The sequence below is a fragment of the Paenibacillus sp. P22 genome, assembly GCF_000469945.2.
GTDB lineage: Bacteria > Bacillota > Bacilli > Paenibacillales > Paenibacillaceae > Paenibacillus_O > Paenibacillus_O humicus.
The window spans coordinates 11,997-28,000 of the sequence record NZ_CBRA020000084.1; the positions used below are offsets into that span (position 1 = coordinate 11,997).

At 58.5% G+C, this 16,004-nt stretch carries 13 protein-coding genes and 2 pseudogenes; 2 read left to right on the forward strand and 13 right to left on the reverse strand.

All coding sequences use genetic code 11. The features are described 5' to 3' along the window. Nucleotides 1-84: 84 nt before the first annotated feature. From topA to sucC, 4 genes and pseudogenes are all read right to left on the reverse strand, one after another. A pseudogene (topA, locus tag BN871_RS13080) lies at nucleotides 85-2,185 on the reverse strand (type I DNA topoisomerase). Between the two features lie 27 nt (nucleotides 2,186-2,212). Then, nucleotides 2,213-3,322 carry a DNA-processing protein DprA gene (gene dprA, locus BN871_RS13085; protein ID WP_048746487.1) on the reverse strand — a complete coding sequence of 370 codons (1,110 nt, stop codon included), beginning with the start codon at nucleotides 3,320-3,322 and terminating at the stop codon, nucleotides 2,213-2,215. Between the two features lie 176 nt (nucleotides 3,323-3,498). Next, nucleotides 3,499-4,428: a succinate--CoA ligase subunit alpha gene (sucD, locus tag BN871_RS13090; protein WP_048746489.1), complete on the reverse strand. Its 930-nt coding sequence runs from the start codon at nucleotides 4,426-4,428 to the stop codon at nucleotides 3,499-3,501. Between the two features lie 49 nt (nucleotides 4,429-4,477). Continuing rightward, nucleotides 4,478-5,638, reverse strand: a complete 1,161-nt coding sequence (gene sucC, locus BN871_RS13095) for an ADP-forming succinate--CoA ligase subunit beta (protein WP_021879141.1) — start codon at nucleotides 5,636-5,638, stop codon at nucleotides 4,478-4,480. 269 nt (nucleotides 5,639-5,907) lie between these two features. On the opposite strand from sucC, the gene BN871_RS13100 reads away from it, so the two are divergent. Next, nucleotides 5,908-7,458, forward strand: coding sequence for a YifB family Mg chelatase-like AAA ATPase (locus BN871_RS13100; RefSeq protein WP_048746491.1), 1,551 nt, complete (start codon nucleotides 5,908-5,910; stop codon nucleotides 7,456-7,458). Nucleotides 7,459-7,520: 62 nt separating this feature from the next. After that, on the forward strand, nucleotides 7,521-7,943 hold the full coding sequence (locus tag BN871_RS13105; RefSeq protein ID WP_048746492.1) for a hypothetical protein: 423 nt from the start codon (nucleotides 7,521-7,523) through the stop codon (nucleotides 7,941-7,943). Between the two features lie 164 nt (nucleotides 7,944-8,107). Here the strand turns inward: BN871_RS13105 and BN871_RS13110 are convergent, their stop codons facing one another. The 9 genes and pseudogenes from BN871_RS13110 to BN871_RS13150 all read right to left on the reverse strand — a co-directional run bounded on the left by BN871_RS13110 (nucleotide 8,108) and on the right by BN871_RS13150 (nucleotide 15,936). Further along, complete coding sequence (locus BN871_RS13110; protein ID WP_021879138.1) at nucleotides 8,108-8,533, reverse strand: YraN family protein; 426 nt, start codon at nucleotides 8,531-8,533, stop codon at nucleotides 8,108-8,110. After that, entirely contained in the window at nucleotides 8,530-8,850 is a 321-nt protein-coding gene (locus BN871_RS13115) for an EscU/YscU/HrcU family type III secretion system export apparatus switch protein (RefSeq protein ID WP_021879137.1), read from the reverse strand. Before BN871_RS13115 ends, BN871_RS13110 begins: the two co-directional genes overlap by 4 nt. Then, entirely contained in the window at nucleotides 8,847-10,994 is a 2,148-nt protein-coding gene (locus BN871_RS13120) for a hypothetical protein (RefSeq protein ID WP_048746493.1), read from the reverse strand. Before BN871_RS13120 ends, BN871_RS13115 begins: the two co-directional genes overlap by 4 nt. Before the next feature lie 496 nt (nucleotides 10,995-11,490). Then, nucleotides 11,491-12,123 (reverse strand): ribonuclease HII, encoded by a 633-nt coding sequence (locus BN871_RS13125; RefSeq protein ID WP_048746522.1) that lies wholly within the window; start codon nucleotides 12,121-12,123, stop codon nucleotides 11,491-11,493. A gap of 92 nt (nucleotides 12,124-12,215) precedes the next feature. After that, complete coding sequence (gene ylqF, locus BN871_RS13130) at nucleotides 12,216-13,091, reverse strand: ribosome biogenesis GTPase YlqF (RefSeq protein WP_021879134.1); 876 nt, start codon at nucleotides 13,089-13,091, stop codon at nucleotides 12,216-12,218. Between the two features lie 55 nt (nucleotides 13,092-13,146). After that, complete coding sequence (lepB, locus tag BN871_RS13135) at nucleotides 13,147-13,764, reverse strand: signal peptidase I (protein WP_048746495.1); 618 nt, start codon at nucleotides 13,762-13,764, stop codon at nucleotides 13,147-13,149. Between the two features lie 143 nt (nucleotides 13,765-13,907). After that, on the reverse strand, nucleotides 13,908-14,252 hold the full coding sequence (rplS, locus tag BN871_RS13140) for a 50S ribosomal protein L19 (protein WP_048746497.1): 345 nt from the start codon (nucleotides 14,250-14,252) through the stop codon (nucleotides 13,908-13,910). 167 nt (nucleotides 14,253-14,419) lie between these two features. Beyond that, a pseudogene (gene trmD, locus BN871_RS13145) lies at nucleotides 14,420-14,965 on the reverse strand (tRNA (guanosine(37)-N1)-methyltransferase TrmD); the annotation flags it as partial. Between the two features lie 95 nt (nucleotides 14,966-15,060). Next, nucleotides 15,061-15,936 carry an aldose epimerase gene (locus tag BN871_RS13150; RefSeq protein ID WP_232313015.1) on the reverse strand — a complete coding sequence of 292 codons (876 nt, stop codon included), beginning with the start codon at nucleotides 15,934-15,936 and terminating at the stop codon, nucleotides 15,061-15,063. Nucleotides 15,937-16,004 lie beyond the last annotated feature (68 nt).

Genomic DNA, 16,004 nt, shown 5'->3' on the forward strand with positions numbered 1-16,004 from the left:
GCTTTCTTTCATTCAAAGGACTTCATAACCGCAGGGAAGCGGAAAGCATGTCGAGACGGCTTTCCGCTTCCACGTGGGTATAGGTTACAGCTGATCGAGATCCTGGTCTTCGGGAAGCTCTTCCGTATAATCGCAGGAAGGGCATTGGAGACGGGCTCCGGTCTTGTTCCGCTTCACGACGAGCATGCTGTCGCACTGGGGACATGGCTTGCCGGACGGCCGGTCCCAGGAGACATAGTCACATTCAGGATATTGATCGCAGCCGAAAAAGATTCTTCCTTTTTTGCTGCGGCGTTCAATGATGTGGCCTTTCTCGCATTTCGGGCACACGACTCCGATGCTTTTGACGATCGGCTTCGTATTCCGGCAGTCCGGGAATCCCGAGCAGGCCAGGAATTTGCCGAAGCGGCCCATTTTGTAGACCATCGGCATGCCGCATTTCTCGCAGGTTTCATCCGAAACCTCGTCTTGGAGCTCGACTTCCTTCATCTCTTCCTCGGCTACTTCCAGACGCTTCTCGAAGGAATCGTAGAACTGGGCGAGCACCTTGACCCAGTCCTCCTTGCCTTCCTCGACATGGTCAAGGTCGCCTTCCATATGGGCGGTGAACTCCGCATCCAGAATTTCGGGGAAAAACTCTTCCATGAGCTGGATGACGAGGTCGCCAAGCTCGGTCGGCATGAATTTCTTCTCTTCGATCGCGACGTAACCGCGCTTCTGGATCGTCTCCAGCGTCGGAGCGTAGGTGGACGGACGGCCGATGCCGAGCTCTTCCAGCGTTTTTACGAGACGCGCTTCCGTGTAGCGGGGAGGCGGCTGCGTGAAATGCTGCTTGGGAACCATGGAATCCGTCTTCACCGCGTCTCCGACCGACAGTGCGGGGAGGAATTTGTCCTCTTCCGTCGTGCCATCGTCGTTGCCTTCGACGTACACCTTCATGAATCCCGGGAATTTCACCTTGGAGCCCGCCGCCCGGAAGACGACTTCTCCTGCAGCGAGATCCACCGTCATCGTATCCAGCACGGCCGAGCTCATCTGGCTGGCAACGAAGCGCTCCCAGACAAGCTTGTACAGGCGATACTGATCCCGGCTCAAAAACTCTTTGACCGCATCCGGCTCCCAGGCCATCGAAGTCGGGCGAATCGCTTCATGCGCATCCTGCGCATTGCTGTTCTTTTTGAGATAAACCCTGGGCTGCTCGGGATAATACTCCGCGCCGTATTTCGATGTGATATATTCCTTGGCTTCCTCTTGGGCTATCGGGGAAATCCGGGTCGAATCGGTTCTCATATACGTGATAAGACCCGCTGTGCCTTCCTTGCCGAGATCGACGCCCTCGTACAGCTGCTGGGCGACGCTCATCGTCTTGGAGGCGCGGAAGTTCAGCTTGCGCGCGGCTTCCTGCTGGAGCGAGCTTGTAATGAACGGCGGAGCCGGATTGCGCTGGCGCTCCTTCTCTTTCACTTCGGCTACCGTGAAGGACTTGCTGCCGATGGCATCCAGAACGCGCTGCATTTCTGCTTCGCTCCGCAGCTCTCCTTTTTCGCCGGCAAGGCTGTGGAACTTCGCTTCGAATTCGGATTTGCCCTTGGCGAGGCCCGCTGTAATCGACCAGTACTCTTCGGGAATGAAGGCATCGATCTCATGCTCCCGGTCGATGATCAGCTTCACCGCTACCGATTGGACGCGGCCTGCGGAAAGTCCTTTTTTGACTTTCTTCCATAATAGGGGGCTGATCTTGTAGCCGACGAGACGGTCGAGAATACGGCGCGCCTGCTGCGCGTTGACCAGATCCATATCGATTTTGCGCGGAGTCTTGAAGGCGTCCTTGACGGCCTGCTTCGTAATCTCGTTGAAAACGACGCGGCAGGTGTCCGTCTCGCTGATGTCCAGATAATGCGCCAAATGCCAGGCGATCGCTTCCCCTTCGCGATCGGGGTCAGCCGCCAGATAAACTTTTTTTGACTTTTTTGCTCGCGTCCTTGAGTTCCTTGAGGACGGAGCCTTTGCCGCGAATCGTAATATATTTGGGGTTGAAATCGTTCTCGACTTCGACGCCGATCTGGCTTTTCGGCAAATCGCGGATGTGGCCCATGGAGGCTTTCACAATGAATTTGCTTCCCAAATATTTGCCAATCGTCTTTGCTTTTGCCGGTGATTCGACAATGACAAGTGAATCGGCCATTCTGGCGTCCTCCTTTCACAGCTGTAATTACAATGCCATATATATGGAACCGCTTTGCTGTTCAATCTTATGTTTTAAAGATAAATTTATCAGAACTGCCTGCAAAAGTCCAAAAGGCATGTTCAAGGCTTCCAGCAACCCGTCTGCAGATCGCGGTCCATCCTGCAGGAGGCGGAGAACCGCCTCCTCTTCAGCCGTCAACGCGGCGCCGTCCCGCTCCGGTTCGGGCATGCGTCTGCAGCTGTCCGGATATTCCTCGCCGATCTGGCGCGCATCGCTGAGAAGACGGGCATAACCGCAGCGGATGAGCTCGTTGCAGCCCACGCTGCGTGTCGAGCCGAGCGGGCCCGGAACCGCGAATACATCCCGGTTCATCTCGAGCGCCTGCTCCGCCGTAATCAGGGAACCGCTCCGCGAAGCGGCCTCCACAACGACGGTTCCGAGACTCAATCCGGCAATGATGCGGTTGCGCTGCGGGAACATGCCGGGATGAACCGGAGTTCCGATCGGATATTCCGAGAGCAGCAGGCCGTCGCGGGCGATCCGTCTGTACAGCGGCCGGTTCTCCGGCGGATATGCCGTATCGACCGGCGTCCCCAGGACGGCGATCGTACCGCAGCCGGCATCAAGGGCGGCCTGATGGACGATGCCGTCAATGCCCTTGGCCATGCCGCTGACGACGGTAAAGCCCTGCCGCGCGATTCCTCCGGCAAGCGCTGAAGCGGCCTGCCTGCCGTAGACGCTCGGGTTGCGGGTGCCTACAACCGATAGGCAAGGAGTGCTCAGCAGACGTCGATCTCCGATTCCGTACAACACCCATGGCGGCTGCGGGATCTGTCTCAGCAGCTCCGGATATTCCGAATCGAGCGGCGTCAGCCTCCAGCCTCCTTGGCCGGCCAGGGCGTCTTCCCATGCCGGCTTGATATTTCCGGTCCAGCGCCGGCAAAATTCCTCGGCCGGCTGCGCCCTGATGCCAAGCCGGATCAGCTTGTCGGCCGTTATCGTCTCCTTCAAGCTCATGCCGGACATCAGAACCTTGTTGACCGACGCCCAGCCGATGCCTGGAGTCTCGCTCAGCGTTACGATGAATGTTCGGATAACCTGTTCGTTGTCATGATTAGGGAGCCAAGTCACCATCTGGCGGATTCGTCCTCTCGCGATAAGGATCGGCCGGCTCCGCGCTCCTTCCTATTGTGGGGCACAAGAATGGAGATTGCAAGCGCAGCCGGGCCGGCAAAACAAAAGGCAGCCTTCCCCAACCCCTGACGGGTCGAAGAAGGCTGCCTGCCTTCAGCTAACTAGTTTGATTGGATTCAGTGGGTTTTGCATTTCTCCAGAAGGCCTTGCTCTTCCAGAACGCCGACGAGAGTCGAACCCATGTCGGACGGAGTCGGAGCAACCTTGATGCCGCAAGCTTCCAGCGTCGCGATTTTTTCCGCAGCCGTTCCTTTGCCGCCGGAAATGATGGCGCCTGCATGGCCCATGCGTTTTCCCGGAGGAGCCGTAGCGCCGCCGATGAAGCCGACTACCGGCTTCTTCATGTTGGCTTTGACCCACTCGGCCGCTTCTTCCTCAGCCGTGCCGCCGATCTCGCCGATCATGATGACTGCATAGGTGTCCGGATCTTCATTGAACAGGTTCAGGATGTCGATGAACTCGGATCCTTTGACCGGGTCGCCGCCGATGCCTACAGCCGTCGATTGGCCGATGCCGCGGGTCGTCAGCTGATGAACCGCTTCGTAAGTCAGCGTCCCCGAACGGGAAACGACGCCTACATGGCCTTTTCTGTGGATATATCCAGGCATGATGCCGATTTTGATCTCGTCCGGCGTAATGACGCCTGGGCAGTTAGGTCCGATCAGGCGGGTTTTCTTGCCTTCCATGTAACGCTTCACGCGCACCATGTCCAGAACCGGAATGCCTTCCGTGATGCAGATGACGAGATCCAGCTCCGCTTCTACCGCCTCCAGGATGGAGTCGGCCGCGAATGCCGGCGGCACGTAGATGACGGATACCGTCGCGCCCGTGTCGGCAACCGCTTCGCGAACCGAATTGTAGACCGGCAGCGATTTCGTCTCGCCGTTTTCAAGCGTGATGTCGACGGTCGTGCCGCCTTTGCCAGGAGTTACCCCGCCAACCATCTGGGTGCCGTATTCAAGAGCGCCCTTCGTATGGAACAGACCGGTTTGGCCGGTAATGCCCTGGGTGATCACTTTGGTGTCTTTGTTGATCAAAATGCTCATCGCAAATTCACATCCCCTAACAGAATTCGTATCTGCAGCCCCAAGGGCATTATTTTACGAGCGCAACGATTTTTTGAGCGCCGTCGGACATGCTGTCCGCCGCGACCAGATTCAGGCCCGATTCGTTCAGAATCTTCTTGCCGAGCTCTACGTTCGTGCCTTCCAGGCGTACGACAAGCGGACGCTCCAGACCGAGCTCGCGCGCAGCCGCGACAACGCCTTCGGCGATGACGTCGCAGCGCATGATGCCGCCAAAGATATTGACGAAGATGCCTTTGACGTTGGCGTCGGAAAGCAGGATTTTGAAGGCTTCCGTTACTTTCTCCTTCGTCGCGCCGCCGCCTACGTCCAGGAAGTTCGCAGGGTCGCCGCCGTAGTGCTTGATGATGTCCATCGTCGCCATGGCAAGGCCTGCGCCGTTGACCATGCAGCCGATGTTGCCGTCCAGAGCGATGTAGCTCAGGTCGTATTTGGAAGCTTCGATTTCTTTCGCGTCTTCCTCTTCGAGGTCGCGCAGCGCCAGGATGTCCTTGTGGCGGAACAGGGCGTTGGAATCGAAGTTCAGCTTGGCGTCGAGGGCCATGACGTTGCCGTCACCCGTAACGACGAGCGGATTGATCTCGGCGATGGAGCAGTCCTTGTCCACGAAAGCGGTATAAAGCGCTGTCATGAACTGAACCGCCTTCCGGACCAGTTCCTTCGGGATATTGATTGCATAAGCGAGGCGTTGCGCCTGGAAAGGCAGCAGGCCTACAGCCGGATCGATGACTTCCTTGATGATTTTCTCCGGGGAGTGCTCGGCGACTTCTTCAATCTCCGTGCCGCCCTCTTCGGATGCCATCATGACGACGCGGCCCGTAGCGCGGTCGACAACGACGCCGACATAATATTCTTTCTTGATGTCGCAGCCTTGCTCGATCAAGAGGCGCTTGACTTCCTTGCCTTCCGGACCGGTCTGGTGGGTAACGAGCGTCTTGCCGAGAATCTCGGACGCGTATGCGCGGACCTCGTCCAGGTTTTTCGCAACCTTGACGCCGCCTGCCTTGCCGCGGCCGCCCGCATGGATCTGTGCCTTGACAACTACGACGGAAGTGCCAAGTTCCTTGGCGGCTTCGACAGCCTCGTCTACCGTGAAGGCCACTTTGCCTTCAGGTACGGCTACCCCGTATTGTTTCAAGACTTCTTTGCCTTGATACTCATGAATATTCATTCACGACATCCTCCAATCCTCTGACTCAGGTGGAACAGCTGGGAAACTATCAAACAAACATCTGTCATTATAACACAATCGAAGCAAGCCTTCCTGCAAAATAATCTTTATCATGTAAAATATTTTTTGATTTTGCCGCTCTTTGCGGCAATGAATCCAAATGTTGACAAATTCCGCCGGCATGCCTATCCTGTAGCTAACAAGTTTGTTTACAGATGGAATGTGAGGAAGCACCTTCGCCGTCTTATTTCGGGAGGTGTTTCTTTGTCATGCCCTACAGCAAATGCATAAGCGCGAGCGTGCTCGGCGTCGACGGCAAAAGCATTACCGTGGAGGTCGATCTGTCCAGCGGACTGCCTCAAGTGAATCTGGTCGGCCTTCCCGATCCATCCGTCCGCGAATCGGTGGAACGCGTCCGCGCCGCCATGCGGAATTCCGGCTTCAAATTCCCGCTGGAACGAGTGACGGTGAACCTCGCGCCCGCCGATCTGCGCAAGGAAGGAACCGCCTTCGATCTGGCTATCGCGGCTGCCATCCTGACGGCCAGCGGGCAGATGGATGCCGATGCCTTCGACGGCATGCTCGTCATCGGCGAGCTCGCCCTCAACGGCGGGCTGCGCCCCGTGCCCGGCGTGCTTCCCATGGTCGAGGAAGCGCGGACACGCGGCTTGCGGCGCGTGCTGCTGCCTCCGGACAACGCCCTCGAAGCCGCGCTTGTAGGCGGCATGGACATCTATGCGGCGGCCGACCTGTCTTCTTTGGCGCTCTGCGGAGGGAGCGGCGATGGCTGGGAGCGGCTTGCTTGGCATCCTTCAGCCGGAAACCCGACGGCTTGCGAACCTGGCTCCAGCGGCGAAGGAGCAGCAGCTCCGGACTACGCCGACGTATTCGGTCAGCATCATGCCAAGCGAGCGCTGATGATCGCCGCCGCCGGCAGGCACAACCTGCTGCTGAGCGGACCGCCCGGAACGGGCAAGACGATGCTCATCCGCCGGCTGCCCGGCATTCTCCCTCCCATGAGCGAGGAGGAAGCGCTTGAAGTGACCAAAATCTTCAGCGTCTCCGGCAAGCTTGCGGCCTCAGGCTCCCTCGTCTCGGAGCGTCCATTCCGCACTCCGCATCATACGATTTCCACCGGCGGCCTTATCGGCGGCGGCTCCATCCCCCGTCCCGGAGAGGCGACGCTCGCCCATCGAGGCGTTCTCTTTCTCGACGAGCTGCCGGAGTTCCCCCGCTCCGTGCTCGAGGTGCTGCGCCAGCCGCTCGAGGATCGGGAAGTGACCATAGCCAGAGCGAGAGCGGTGTTCCGCTTCCCGGCTCATTTTCAGCTGGCTGCCTCGATGAATCCCTGTCCGTGCGGACAGCATGGCTCCGACGTTCCGGGGCAGCGCGGCTGCATCTGTTCTCCGGTGCAGATTGCCCGCTACCGCTCGCGGATTTCGGGACCGCTGCTCGACCGGATCGACCTGCTCGTGGAGGTGCCTCGGCCGCAGCATGCCGATGCCATGCAGCCCGGCATGAGCACCGCCGACATGAAGAGCTTGATAACTGGCGCCGTCAAGCGCCAGAAAGACAGAGAGCAGGAGACGGGCGTAGCGTGGAACGGCGATCTAGCAGGCAAAGCGCTGAAGCATGCGGCTCCGCTGCAAGCCGAAGGGGCACGGCTGCTTCAGCAAGCCTACGACCGGCTTGGAATCAGCTTGCGCGCCCATGAGCGGATCCTGAAGCTAGCCCGCACGATCGCCGACGTGGAAGGCTCCTTGCAAATCCAAACCGCTCATGTCGCCGAAGCGATTCAATACCGCAGGCTGGAGCTATGAGGACTCTCCATCCATTGGCACGCTTCCATAGGAACAGGTATAATCAATTCATATTGGAGGGGATGGGTATCATCATCAATATGGAAACGATTCATACCAGCAGCCGCCGCTTCCGCTCCGCCCTGGATTCTGTCCGGAGGCATGAGTTCAAAAGCCCGCGGCTGGGAAGCAACGACTATCCCAAAGGCGCATCGAGCGACGCGTCGCTGCTGCTCGGCATCTACTTGTTGAACGAACACGGGATCGATTGCGACTATGTGGCCGCATCCGACGGCAGCGGCTCCAGCCATGCCTGGCTGGAGCATGAGGGCCTCTTCATCGACATTACGGCCGACCAGCTGCCGGGCATGCAAGGCAAAGTCGTTGTCGGAGAGGACCATTCTGTACATAGCCTTTTCATCGAAGCGGGCCGAAGCCGCATAAGCGAGAATGACCTCAGCGACCTGGCCGATGACTATGATATCGTGATGGCGGGAATGATCTAAACGCATTTTAAGGTCCCGGAATAGCAGGGCAATGGTCTTGAAAGAGCAAGCCAAGTTGATTAACCTTGAAACCGCAAGGCAAGTCCGAGGAGCCTTGAAACCGCAAGGCCGATCCTGATGCCAGGATCGGCCTTTTTTTCGTTCAGAATGAAAGCAAGATCAACTCAGAAGGCATTTCGTACATAAGCGACCTCAATCGGCCTTATGCCGGCAGAATCAAGCGTAACGGCAGCCGCATCGAAGCGGACCGTCTTCTCCTGCCACCCCTTTTGACTCAAATACTGGCGGGCGATCTTGCGCACCTTATGCTGCTTGCGGGCGTCGATCGACTCCAGCGCGGTTCCGAACCGGCTGCCCTGCCGCAGCGAACGGACTTCCGTCACGACGAGGGAGCCGCCTTCAACGGCGATAATATCCAGCTCTCCCTCGCGGCAGCGCCAATTGCGCTCCAACAGCCTGAAGCCGCCGGCTTCCATCCATTGGGCGGCTGCATCCTCGCCGATCCTTCCAGAGAGGCTCCTGGCAGCTCCGATGCGCGTGCCCGCCTTTCGAGACTTGTCCGGATCGGCGTTTCCGGGCTTGTTCTTCATGCGCTGTCCCCCGCCTCGCGGTCAGCCCGATATAAAAAGCTGAGAATCTCGGCGACCAGGCCGTACAGCTCCGGAGGAATCTGCTGGTCCAGATCCAGCTTGGACAGAACCTCTACGAGCGAGCGGTCTTCCTGCACCGGCACTCCGCTCTCTCGAGCCCGCTGCAGAATCTCGTCGGCCAAATGTCCGGTTCCCTTCGCTACGACGACCGGGGCTCCGTCTTTCAGCGGATCGTACTTGAGCGCGACAGCCTTTTTCTTCGCTTGAACGGGCTCGTCCGCATCCGCGCTTCCATATTTGCGCTCATCCTCGCTCATACCCTCAGATCAACTCCCTTGTACGGCTCTGCCGCTGCAAGCGCCGCATCGGGGACATTCATCTTCTTCTCCGCAGCCTTGCGCTCTTCCGGATGAACGACTTTCATGCCGAGAAGACGATAGCCCGAAGCTTGAAGCAGCTCGGCCAATGCCGTCTTGCCGGCATCGGCCAGCAGCGGAACGGCAGGATGGCCGTTGAACACCGTCAGGCTGACGACTTTGTCCGCGACAGCCACGTCAACGACCGTGTCCCCGATGACATCCATTCTCAGGTCGAAAAGGAGACGGCAGTTGGATGCGTCCAATCCGCCCTTTGCATTCCGTCTCGACTGTACATGCACGGAAGCAGTCTGTCCGCCGTTAGCCGTTTGAATAGGAATCTGCACCGTGAGCTGCGAGAAAAACGTTCCGCTGCGCTCCGGCGACAGCATGAGCTGCTGTCCTGTAATATGCTGCAGCAGCTGCTGGGCCGAGTCCTTTGCCGCCGGTGGCAAGTCCGCCGACTGCAGCAGCGTGAGCAGCGCGGACTTGATTGTCGCCGTTTCCGGCACCGCCGCCTCCTTGACGCCGGGCGCCAAGGCCGGCAGGCCGGTTTCTCCATGAGCGGGTCCGGCAAGCGGTCTCGCCGCTCCTTCGGCTGCAGGCTTGCCATTCGCCAGGGAAACATCTCTTAAGGCAGCAGTCCGTTCGCTTTCCTTCGCGCCTTGCGCGCTCGGTTTCGGCTCGTTCGCTTTGGCTCCGGCTGGCTCCGCGGCTGTGCTGGCGTTCATCGATGGAGCTGCCTTCGGACCGCCTGGTTTCTCCGGGCTATCCATGTCATCCAGCGCACCAGGCGCAGACGGCGCCTGCTTGGCCTCTGGAGGCGAAGTCGGGATTTCCTTTCCTCCGCCTGCTGCCCCCTTGTTCACGATATCCGCTGGGATCGACGGCTTTGCTCCTGAAGCGGTCGATGTCATGGCAGCTGAGCTATGGGAAGCAAGGGCACCGCCGCGCTCCATGAGTTCTGCCTGTACATCCATGCTTCCGTCCTGCGGCATACGGACCGCGCTTCCGGCAGCACGCTCCGCCGACAGCTGGTTCCGCAGCTGATTCTCATGGCCGGCTCCAAGCCAATCCAGCATTTTGCGCGCCCAGTTCCCGGCTGGTTCGGCCGGCTCGGTTTCATTCTCCATCAAAGCCGAATCGGCAGCGGTTCCCTTGAGCTGCACCGCATGTGGACCTGCTCCGTCTGCTTGGAGCAGCTTCCCTTCAACATTCGCCGTCTTGGCGGCTTGAATGAGCTCTTTGCCCTGTGCATGCACACCTTGTTGATCTCCCGCGGCAAGCTTTACCGGCCTTGTATCTGCGTTGTCCGCCGTTTGTTCCTGAGCCGTTTTCACGTCCGGGGACAAAGCGACTTTCAAATCAGCAGGAAGGTTGGATTTCATGCTGCCTCTATCCGCCGGCTGCTTGGCTAGTTCATTGGCACCCGGCCAGCTCCCGCCGCCGTCAAGCAGCTCCAGCAAGCGGGCGGCGTTGAGCTTGGCCGCCCTATCGTCTCCGGATGCATGTTCGGTCATTGCCTTTAATGCCGATGACAATTGTTCCAAAAGCTCGTGCACAGGCGGACCGGATTGAATTTGCCGCAGCGACGACACCGTCGCCTCCGTCATCGGCAATCCCCGCTGAATGGCGACCGCGGCTGCTTTCAGCCATTGCTGCGGATTCTCGCCTTCCGGCATGAATTCGGCCGCTTCAGCCAGCGCGCCGGCAGTCGCGCCGTCTATCGCGACGCCCATCGCCTTCAATTCGCGCACAAGAGCTTGACCGGCCTGTTCTTTGCCGCCTGCACCGAACTTAAGTCCGAGCGACTTCCACACTTCATCGGTCGGTTCAGAGGCCGTTTTGCCCGGCTCCTGCCGTTTCAAAACCAGCTTGCCTTCAGCCGTTTCCGACTGCACCTGCAGGACAGCCGTCTGTCCTTGCTTCAATGGCGTCTCCAACTTGGCGACGAGCTGCGTGCCGCCGATCTGCAAAAGCGCTTCATTGTCCCCCATCAGCTCCACGACCTGAGCCCGGACCGTCTGGCCGGGGCGCAGCTCCAGCGTGCGGCTGGCCGCAGGCTGCACGTCCCCGATCAGTTTGATGAGACTTCCGATATTCATCGTCGTTACGGCCTCCGCTCGCTTATGTCCTATTTTCTCTGTAGTCCTTTATCGACATTTACGCGGTAAAACATAATGGTTTTCGATCGGGAACATTTGTTCTGTTCCTGTTTCAAGCCAAGCATGCCATCGGCCCGTTCATTTCCAATCTGCGTCGGCATCAGGACGCAGAGAAGGCTTAAGCTGCCATTTTCGACTGTTAGGCTGCCATTTAATAAAAGGAGTCCACCTCCTTGAATCAGGCATGCGAGCTGCTGATGCAGGACCGTCCGAGCTTCGGGAACCCGACGTCATTCAAAGCAGCGCAAAAAAGTTGATATCCCAGAACATTTCCCCTTGTCCGTGTTTGCCCGGACGAACGAATCCGGTCTGAAAGAGGCGAATTCCTGCTCCTTCGCGAGATAAATCCTTATCTGGCGTTACCGGCAAATAGGAAGTCGATCCGACAGCTCGAAAAATCAAAAAACCCTTGCGTTCCCGCAAGGGTCGAATCGGTCTAAAAAAGCGCAAGCTGATCCTCCGGCAAAATCTTGCCGAGGAAGGAACGCCGGTGGAGAGGGCTTGGCCCGTGCTGAAGCAGCATGGAGCGGTGATGCTTGGTCGCATAACCTTTATGTACGGCAATCCCGTAAGCCGGATAATGCAGATCCCATATCTCCTTGCAAAGTCGGTCGCGTGTCACCTTGGCCAGTATGGATGCCGCCCCGATGCTCTGGCTCACCGCATCGCCGTGAATAATGGCTGTCTGCGGAAAGTCCATATCGACGGTCTCCGCATCGACCAGCAGATGGGAAGGCCGTACGCCGAGCGACTCCACTGCCTGCTTCATAGCCAGACGCGAAGCCTGGCGGATGTTGATGCGGTCGATCGTCTCGGAGTCGATTCTCGCGACAGCCCAGGCAACTGCCGAATCGAGGATGACATCGTAGAGCATCTCGCGCTTCTTCTCCGAGAGCTTCTTGGAATCGTCGACTCCGTCGAGCACAAGCCCTCGCGGCAGGATGACCGCCGCAGCGACGACATCGCCGAACAGGCAGCCCCGCCCGACCTCGTCCACGCCGCAAACATGCTCGGCTCCCGATTCCCAGAGCGGCCGCTCATAAGAGAGCAGATCCTTCGGCTCGCTCATGCCGGCAGCAGCGGATTCACCGGGCTCCGATCCTTCTTCCCATAAGGAAGGGGAAGCTTCCGGATTCGGCTGATGCGCTTGACGGCGCGGCTTCATGGCCTTGCCGGAGGCGCTGCTTCCAGCGTGAGGCGGCCGAGCTTGCCGGCACGGAGCTCCCGCAGGATAATTCCGGATACCTTTTCCAGATCGATGCGGCCGCCGCTGAGCAGGCAGCCGCGGTTGCGGCCGATCTGCTCCATGACCGCGACGATCTGCATGTTGTCATCGAAATTCTCAGGCTGTTCTTCCAGACCGAATCGATCCTGCATCTCGGGCCAGTATCTCTCTGCGAGCACGCGGACGGCAAAGTACGCCACGTCTTCGATATTGAGCACCTGCTCCTTGATCGCGCCGGTCATGGCAAGCTTGTAGCCGACCAGCTGATCCTCGAACTTCGGCCACAGGATGCCCGGTGTATCAAGCAGCTCCATCTCCGAGCCGACCTTGATCCATTGCTGTCCCTTGGTCACGCCGGGACGGTCTCCGGTGGCGGCGATGTGCCTGCCGGCCAGACGGTTGGTCAAGGTGGACTTGCCGACGTTGGGAATGCCGACAATCAGCGCCCGCATGGCGCGCGGGTTCATGCCCCTGTCCAGCATGCGCTGGATTTTTTCGTGAAGGATTTCCCTCACCTTGACGGGAATCTCATTCACCCTGGAACCGGTCGAGGAATCGACGGCCAGGCTCACATACCCTTTGGAAGCAAAGTATTGCATCCACCGCTCCGTTTCGCGGGAGTCGGCCAGGTCTGCCTTGTTCAGCAGGATGAGACGTGGTTTGCCCCTCAGGATGTCGTCGACCATAGGGTTGCGGCTGGACATGGGAACGCGGGCGTCGAGCAGTTCGATCGCGATGTCAATCAGCTTGAGCTTGTCTTCGATCTGTCTTCTTGCCCGCGTCATATGTCCGGGGAACCACTGAATCGTCATGCCAGCACCTCATTTGCTCTATCGTCGGAACCTTGGAAGCTGAGCTTCCTTTAGGTTAACCGTGTTTGATGATCTTCATGTCGGAAGGCGGCCAGAAAATGACGTCCGCGCGTCCGATCAGCTGCTTGTAAGGAATGTAGCCGATTCTGCGGCTGTCCTCGCTGTTGCTGCGGTTGTCGCCCATCGCCAGGAAGGAGTCCGCAGGAACCGTTCCTTCGGTTACGTTCTCGTTGGGGAAGTTCGGTCCGGTCTGGTTCCACAGCTCGCCTTTTTTGTTCGCTTCTTCAATGGCTTGCTTCAGGTAAGGCTCGTCCTGCTTGACATCGTTGACGAAGACGTCGTCGCCCTCGACCTTGACCTTGTCGCCCGGGAGCGCGATGACGCGCTTGATGAAATCCCTTCCCTCCTGGGGAACATGGAATACGACCACTTCACCGCGATGCGGCTGCCTGATGTCGAAGATGATCTTGTTGACGATCAGCCGTTCACCCGTATGGAAGTTAGGCTGCATGGAAGGTCCGTCGACAGCGAACGGAGCGAAGAGGAACCAGCGGATCAGCCATACGAGAATGGCCGCGATCGCCAGCGCCTTGACCCATTCAAACACTTCCTTGCGGGCTTTGCCGCCGCGAGTTGCCGCATTCTGCTCTTCTGGAAACTGCTCTTCAGCCATCTGCAGTTCAGCCTTCTTTCGTCACACGAATAGGGTATTGGTTTTATGAGAGGAATTACCGAGGCGCAGAGGCCTTCAGAAATAATGCCTTAAAATAACGAAAAGGGGCTTGTTTGCGGCAAGCCCCTCTTGACGTTCCATTCTTAGCGGCGGATTTCCTTGATACGGGCCGCTTTGCCGCGCAGTTCGCGCAGGTAGTACAGTTTCGCGCGACGAACTTTGCCGCGACGGGTAACTTCGATGCGGTCAATCTTAGGCGAGTTGATCGGGAACGTACGCTCCACGCCAACGCCGTAAGAAATTTTGCGGACGGTGAACGTCTCGCTGATTCCGCCGCCGCGACGTTTGATGACAACGCCCTCGAACAGCTGAACCCGCTCACGGGAACCCTCGATAACCTTTACGTACACCTTAAGCGTGTCGCCTGGACGGAAGCTAGGGATGTCCGTGCGAAGCTGCTCTTGAGCAATCGTTTGTAAAAGATTCATGAGTTTAGTCACTCCTTCCACCATAGACGTTCATATAAGCTAACCGGCTCGCCTTGTGAGCCGGATCATGGCCGATAGAGGACCGTCCGAGTCATTAAAACAACATTTCAAATCATACCATATCCAAGCCCGGAAAACAACCTCATCTTCATGAATCGAGCTGTCTTTCAGGAAAAAGATTCCGGATCCGCTGCCTGGGACTTTCGCTCGCGCAGCCATTTCCGCTCTTTGTCGGTCAGCTCCGCCGTCTCCAGCAGATCAGGCCTGCGTTGGAGCGTCCTCTGCAGCGATTGCTCGCGCCTCCAGGCGTCGATGTTGCGGTGATGTCCCGAGATCAGCACCTCGGGAACATCCCAGCCGCGGAAGCTCGCCGGACGTGTATAGTGGGGGTATTCAAGCAGTCCGGTGCTGTAGGAGTCCGTAACGGCGGACGATTCGTTGCCGAGCACGCCTGGCAGCAGCCGGACGACGCTGTCGATCATGACCATCGCCGGCAGCTCGCCTCCGGTCAGCACGTAGTCGCCGATCGACAGCTCGTCGGTCACGAGATGCTCGCGGATGCGCTCGTCGTAGCCCTCGTAATGGCCGCAAATGAAAATCAAGCGTTCCTCGCGCGCGAGCTCTTCCGCCTTGCGCTGGCTGAACGGCTCCCCTTGCGGACACATCAGAATAATGCGCGGAGGCTTGCTCTCCGCCGCCTGAGACTCGACAGCGCCGCCGCTGAGGGAAACAGGTCCGTTTTTGGTTTGGGCACACCAGCCGGCACATCAGCCGGGCACAGCGGCGATGCCGCAGCGGCATCAAAGCATCACAGCGTATGGGATGCGCCGATGACCAGCTCGGCCTCGACGGGCTCGCCCGGCTGGACGAGCACGAGCTCCTCCTGGCGGTTAAGCTCGCCGTTCAGAGCCATCCAGGGCTCCACGCAGACGAACGGCTTGTCCTCTACGCTCCACAGGACGACGTAGCGGAAGCTGCCGCTGTAGCGCATCCGGACCGCAAGGTTTCCGGAAGGCTTGAAGGCGATCTCCGGAGCCGCCGCATCCAGCAGAGCGGCCGATTCCTTCATGCTCCCGAGATCGAGGGAGCCTTCGTACGGCTTTTCCTGTCCGTCGTTGTAATCCAGGTACCGGGTAGCATCCGTTCGATAGGAAAGGTTTTTGGCATCCGCGGCAAAGTAGGGATGGAAGCCGGGATACATCGGCATCGGAGAATCCGACAGATTGCGGTATTGCTGGGAGATGGACAGCTCGCCGTTCTTGAGGGTGTACGTGAACAGCAGCTCGAACTCGAACGGGAACTGCTCCAGCGTCCGCTCGCTGCTGCGCAGTCGGAGGGTGACGGAGGCTTCCCGGTCATCGGAGATGCCGGCGATTTCCCAGGCTTCGGTGCGCGCGACTCCGTGATTGCGCATGCGGTATTTGCGTCCGTTCCACTCGTATTCTCCATTGGCCAGCTGGCCGCTGATCGGGAAGAGCACGGGATTGCCCCCGCGTATGTTCGCTTCCGGATCCAGGAACGTGGCCTCGTCGAGATAGAACAGCTCATAGCCGTTCAGCCGGCATTGCAGGGCGATGCCGCCGCGTTCCGGACAGATCAGCACGCGGGAGCGGGTTGCCGCCTCCGTCAGCTCGACCATTTCGAATTTTTCTTTGTATGTTTTGACTTCATATTGATATGACAATAGGTCTCAACTCCTATAGAAATAATTCCTTTCAAAAGACAGCATCTTCCATCATTCGTCTTTCATAC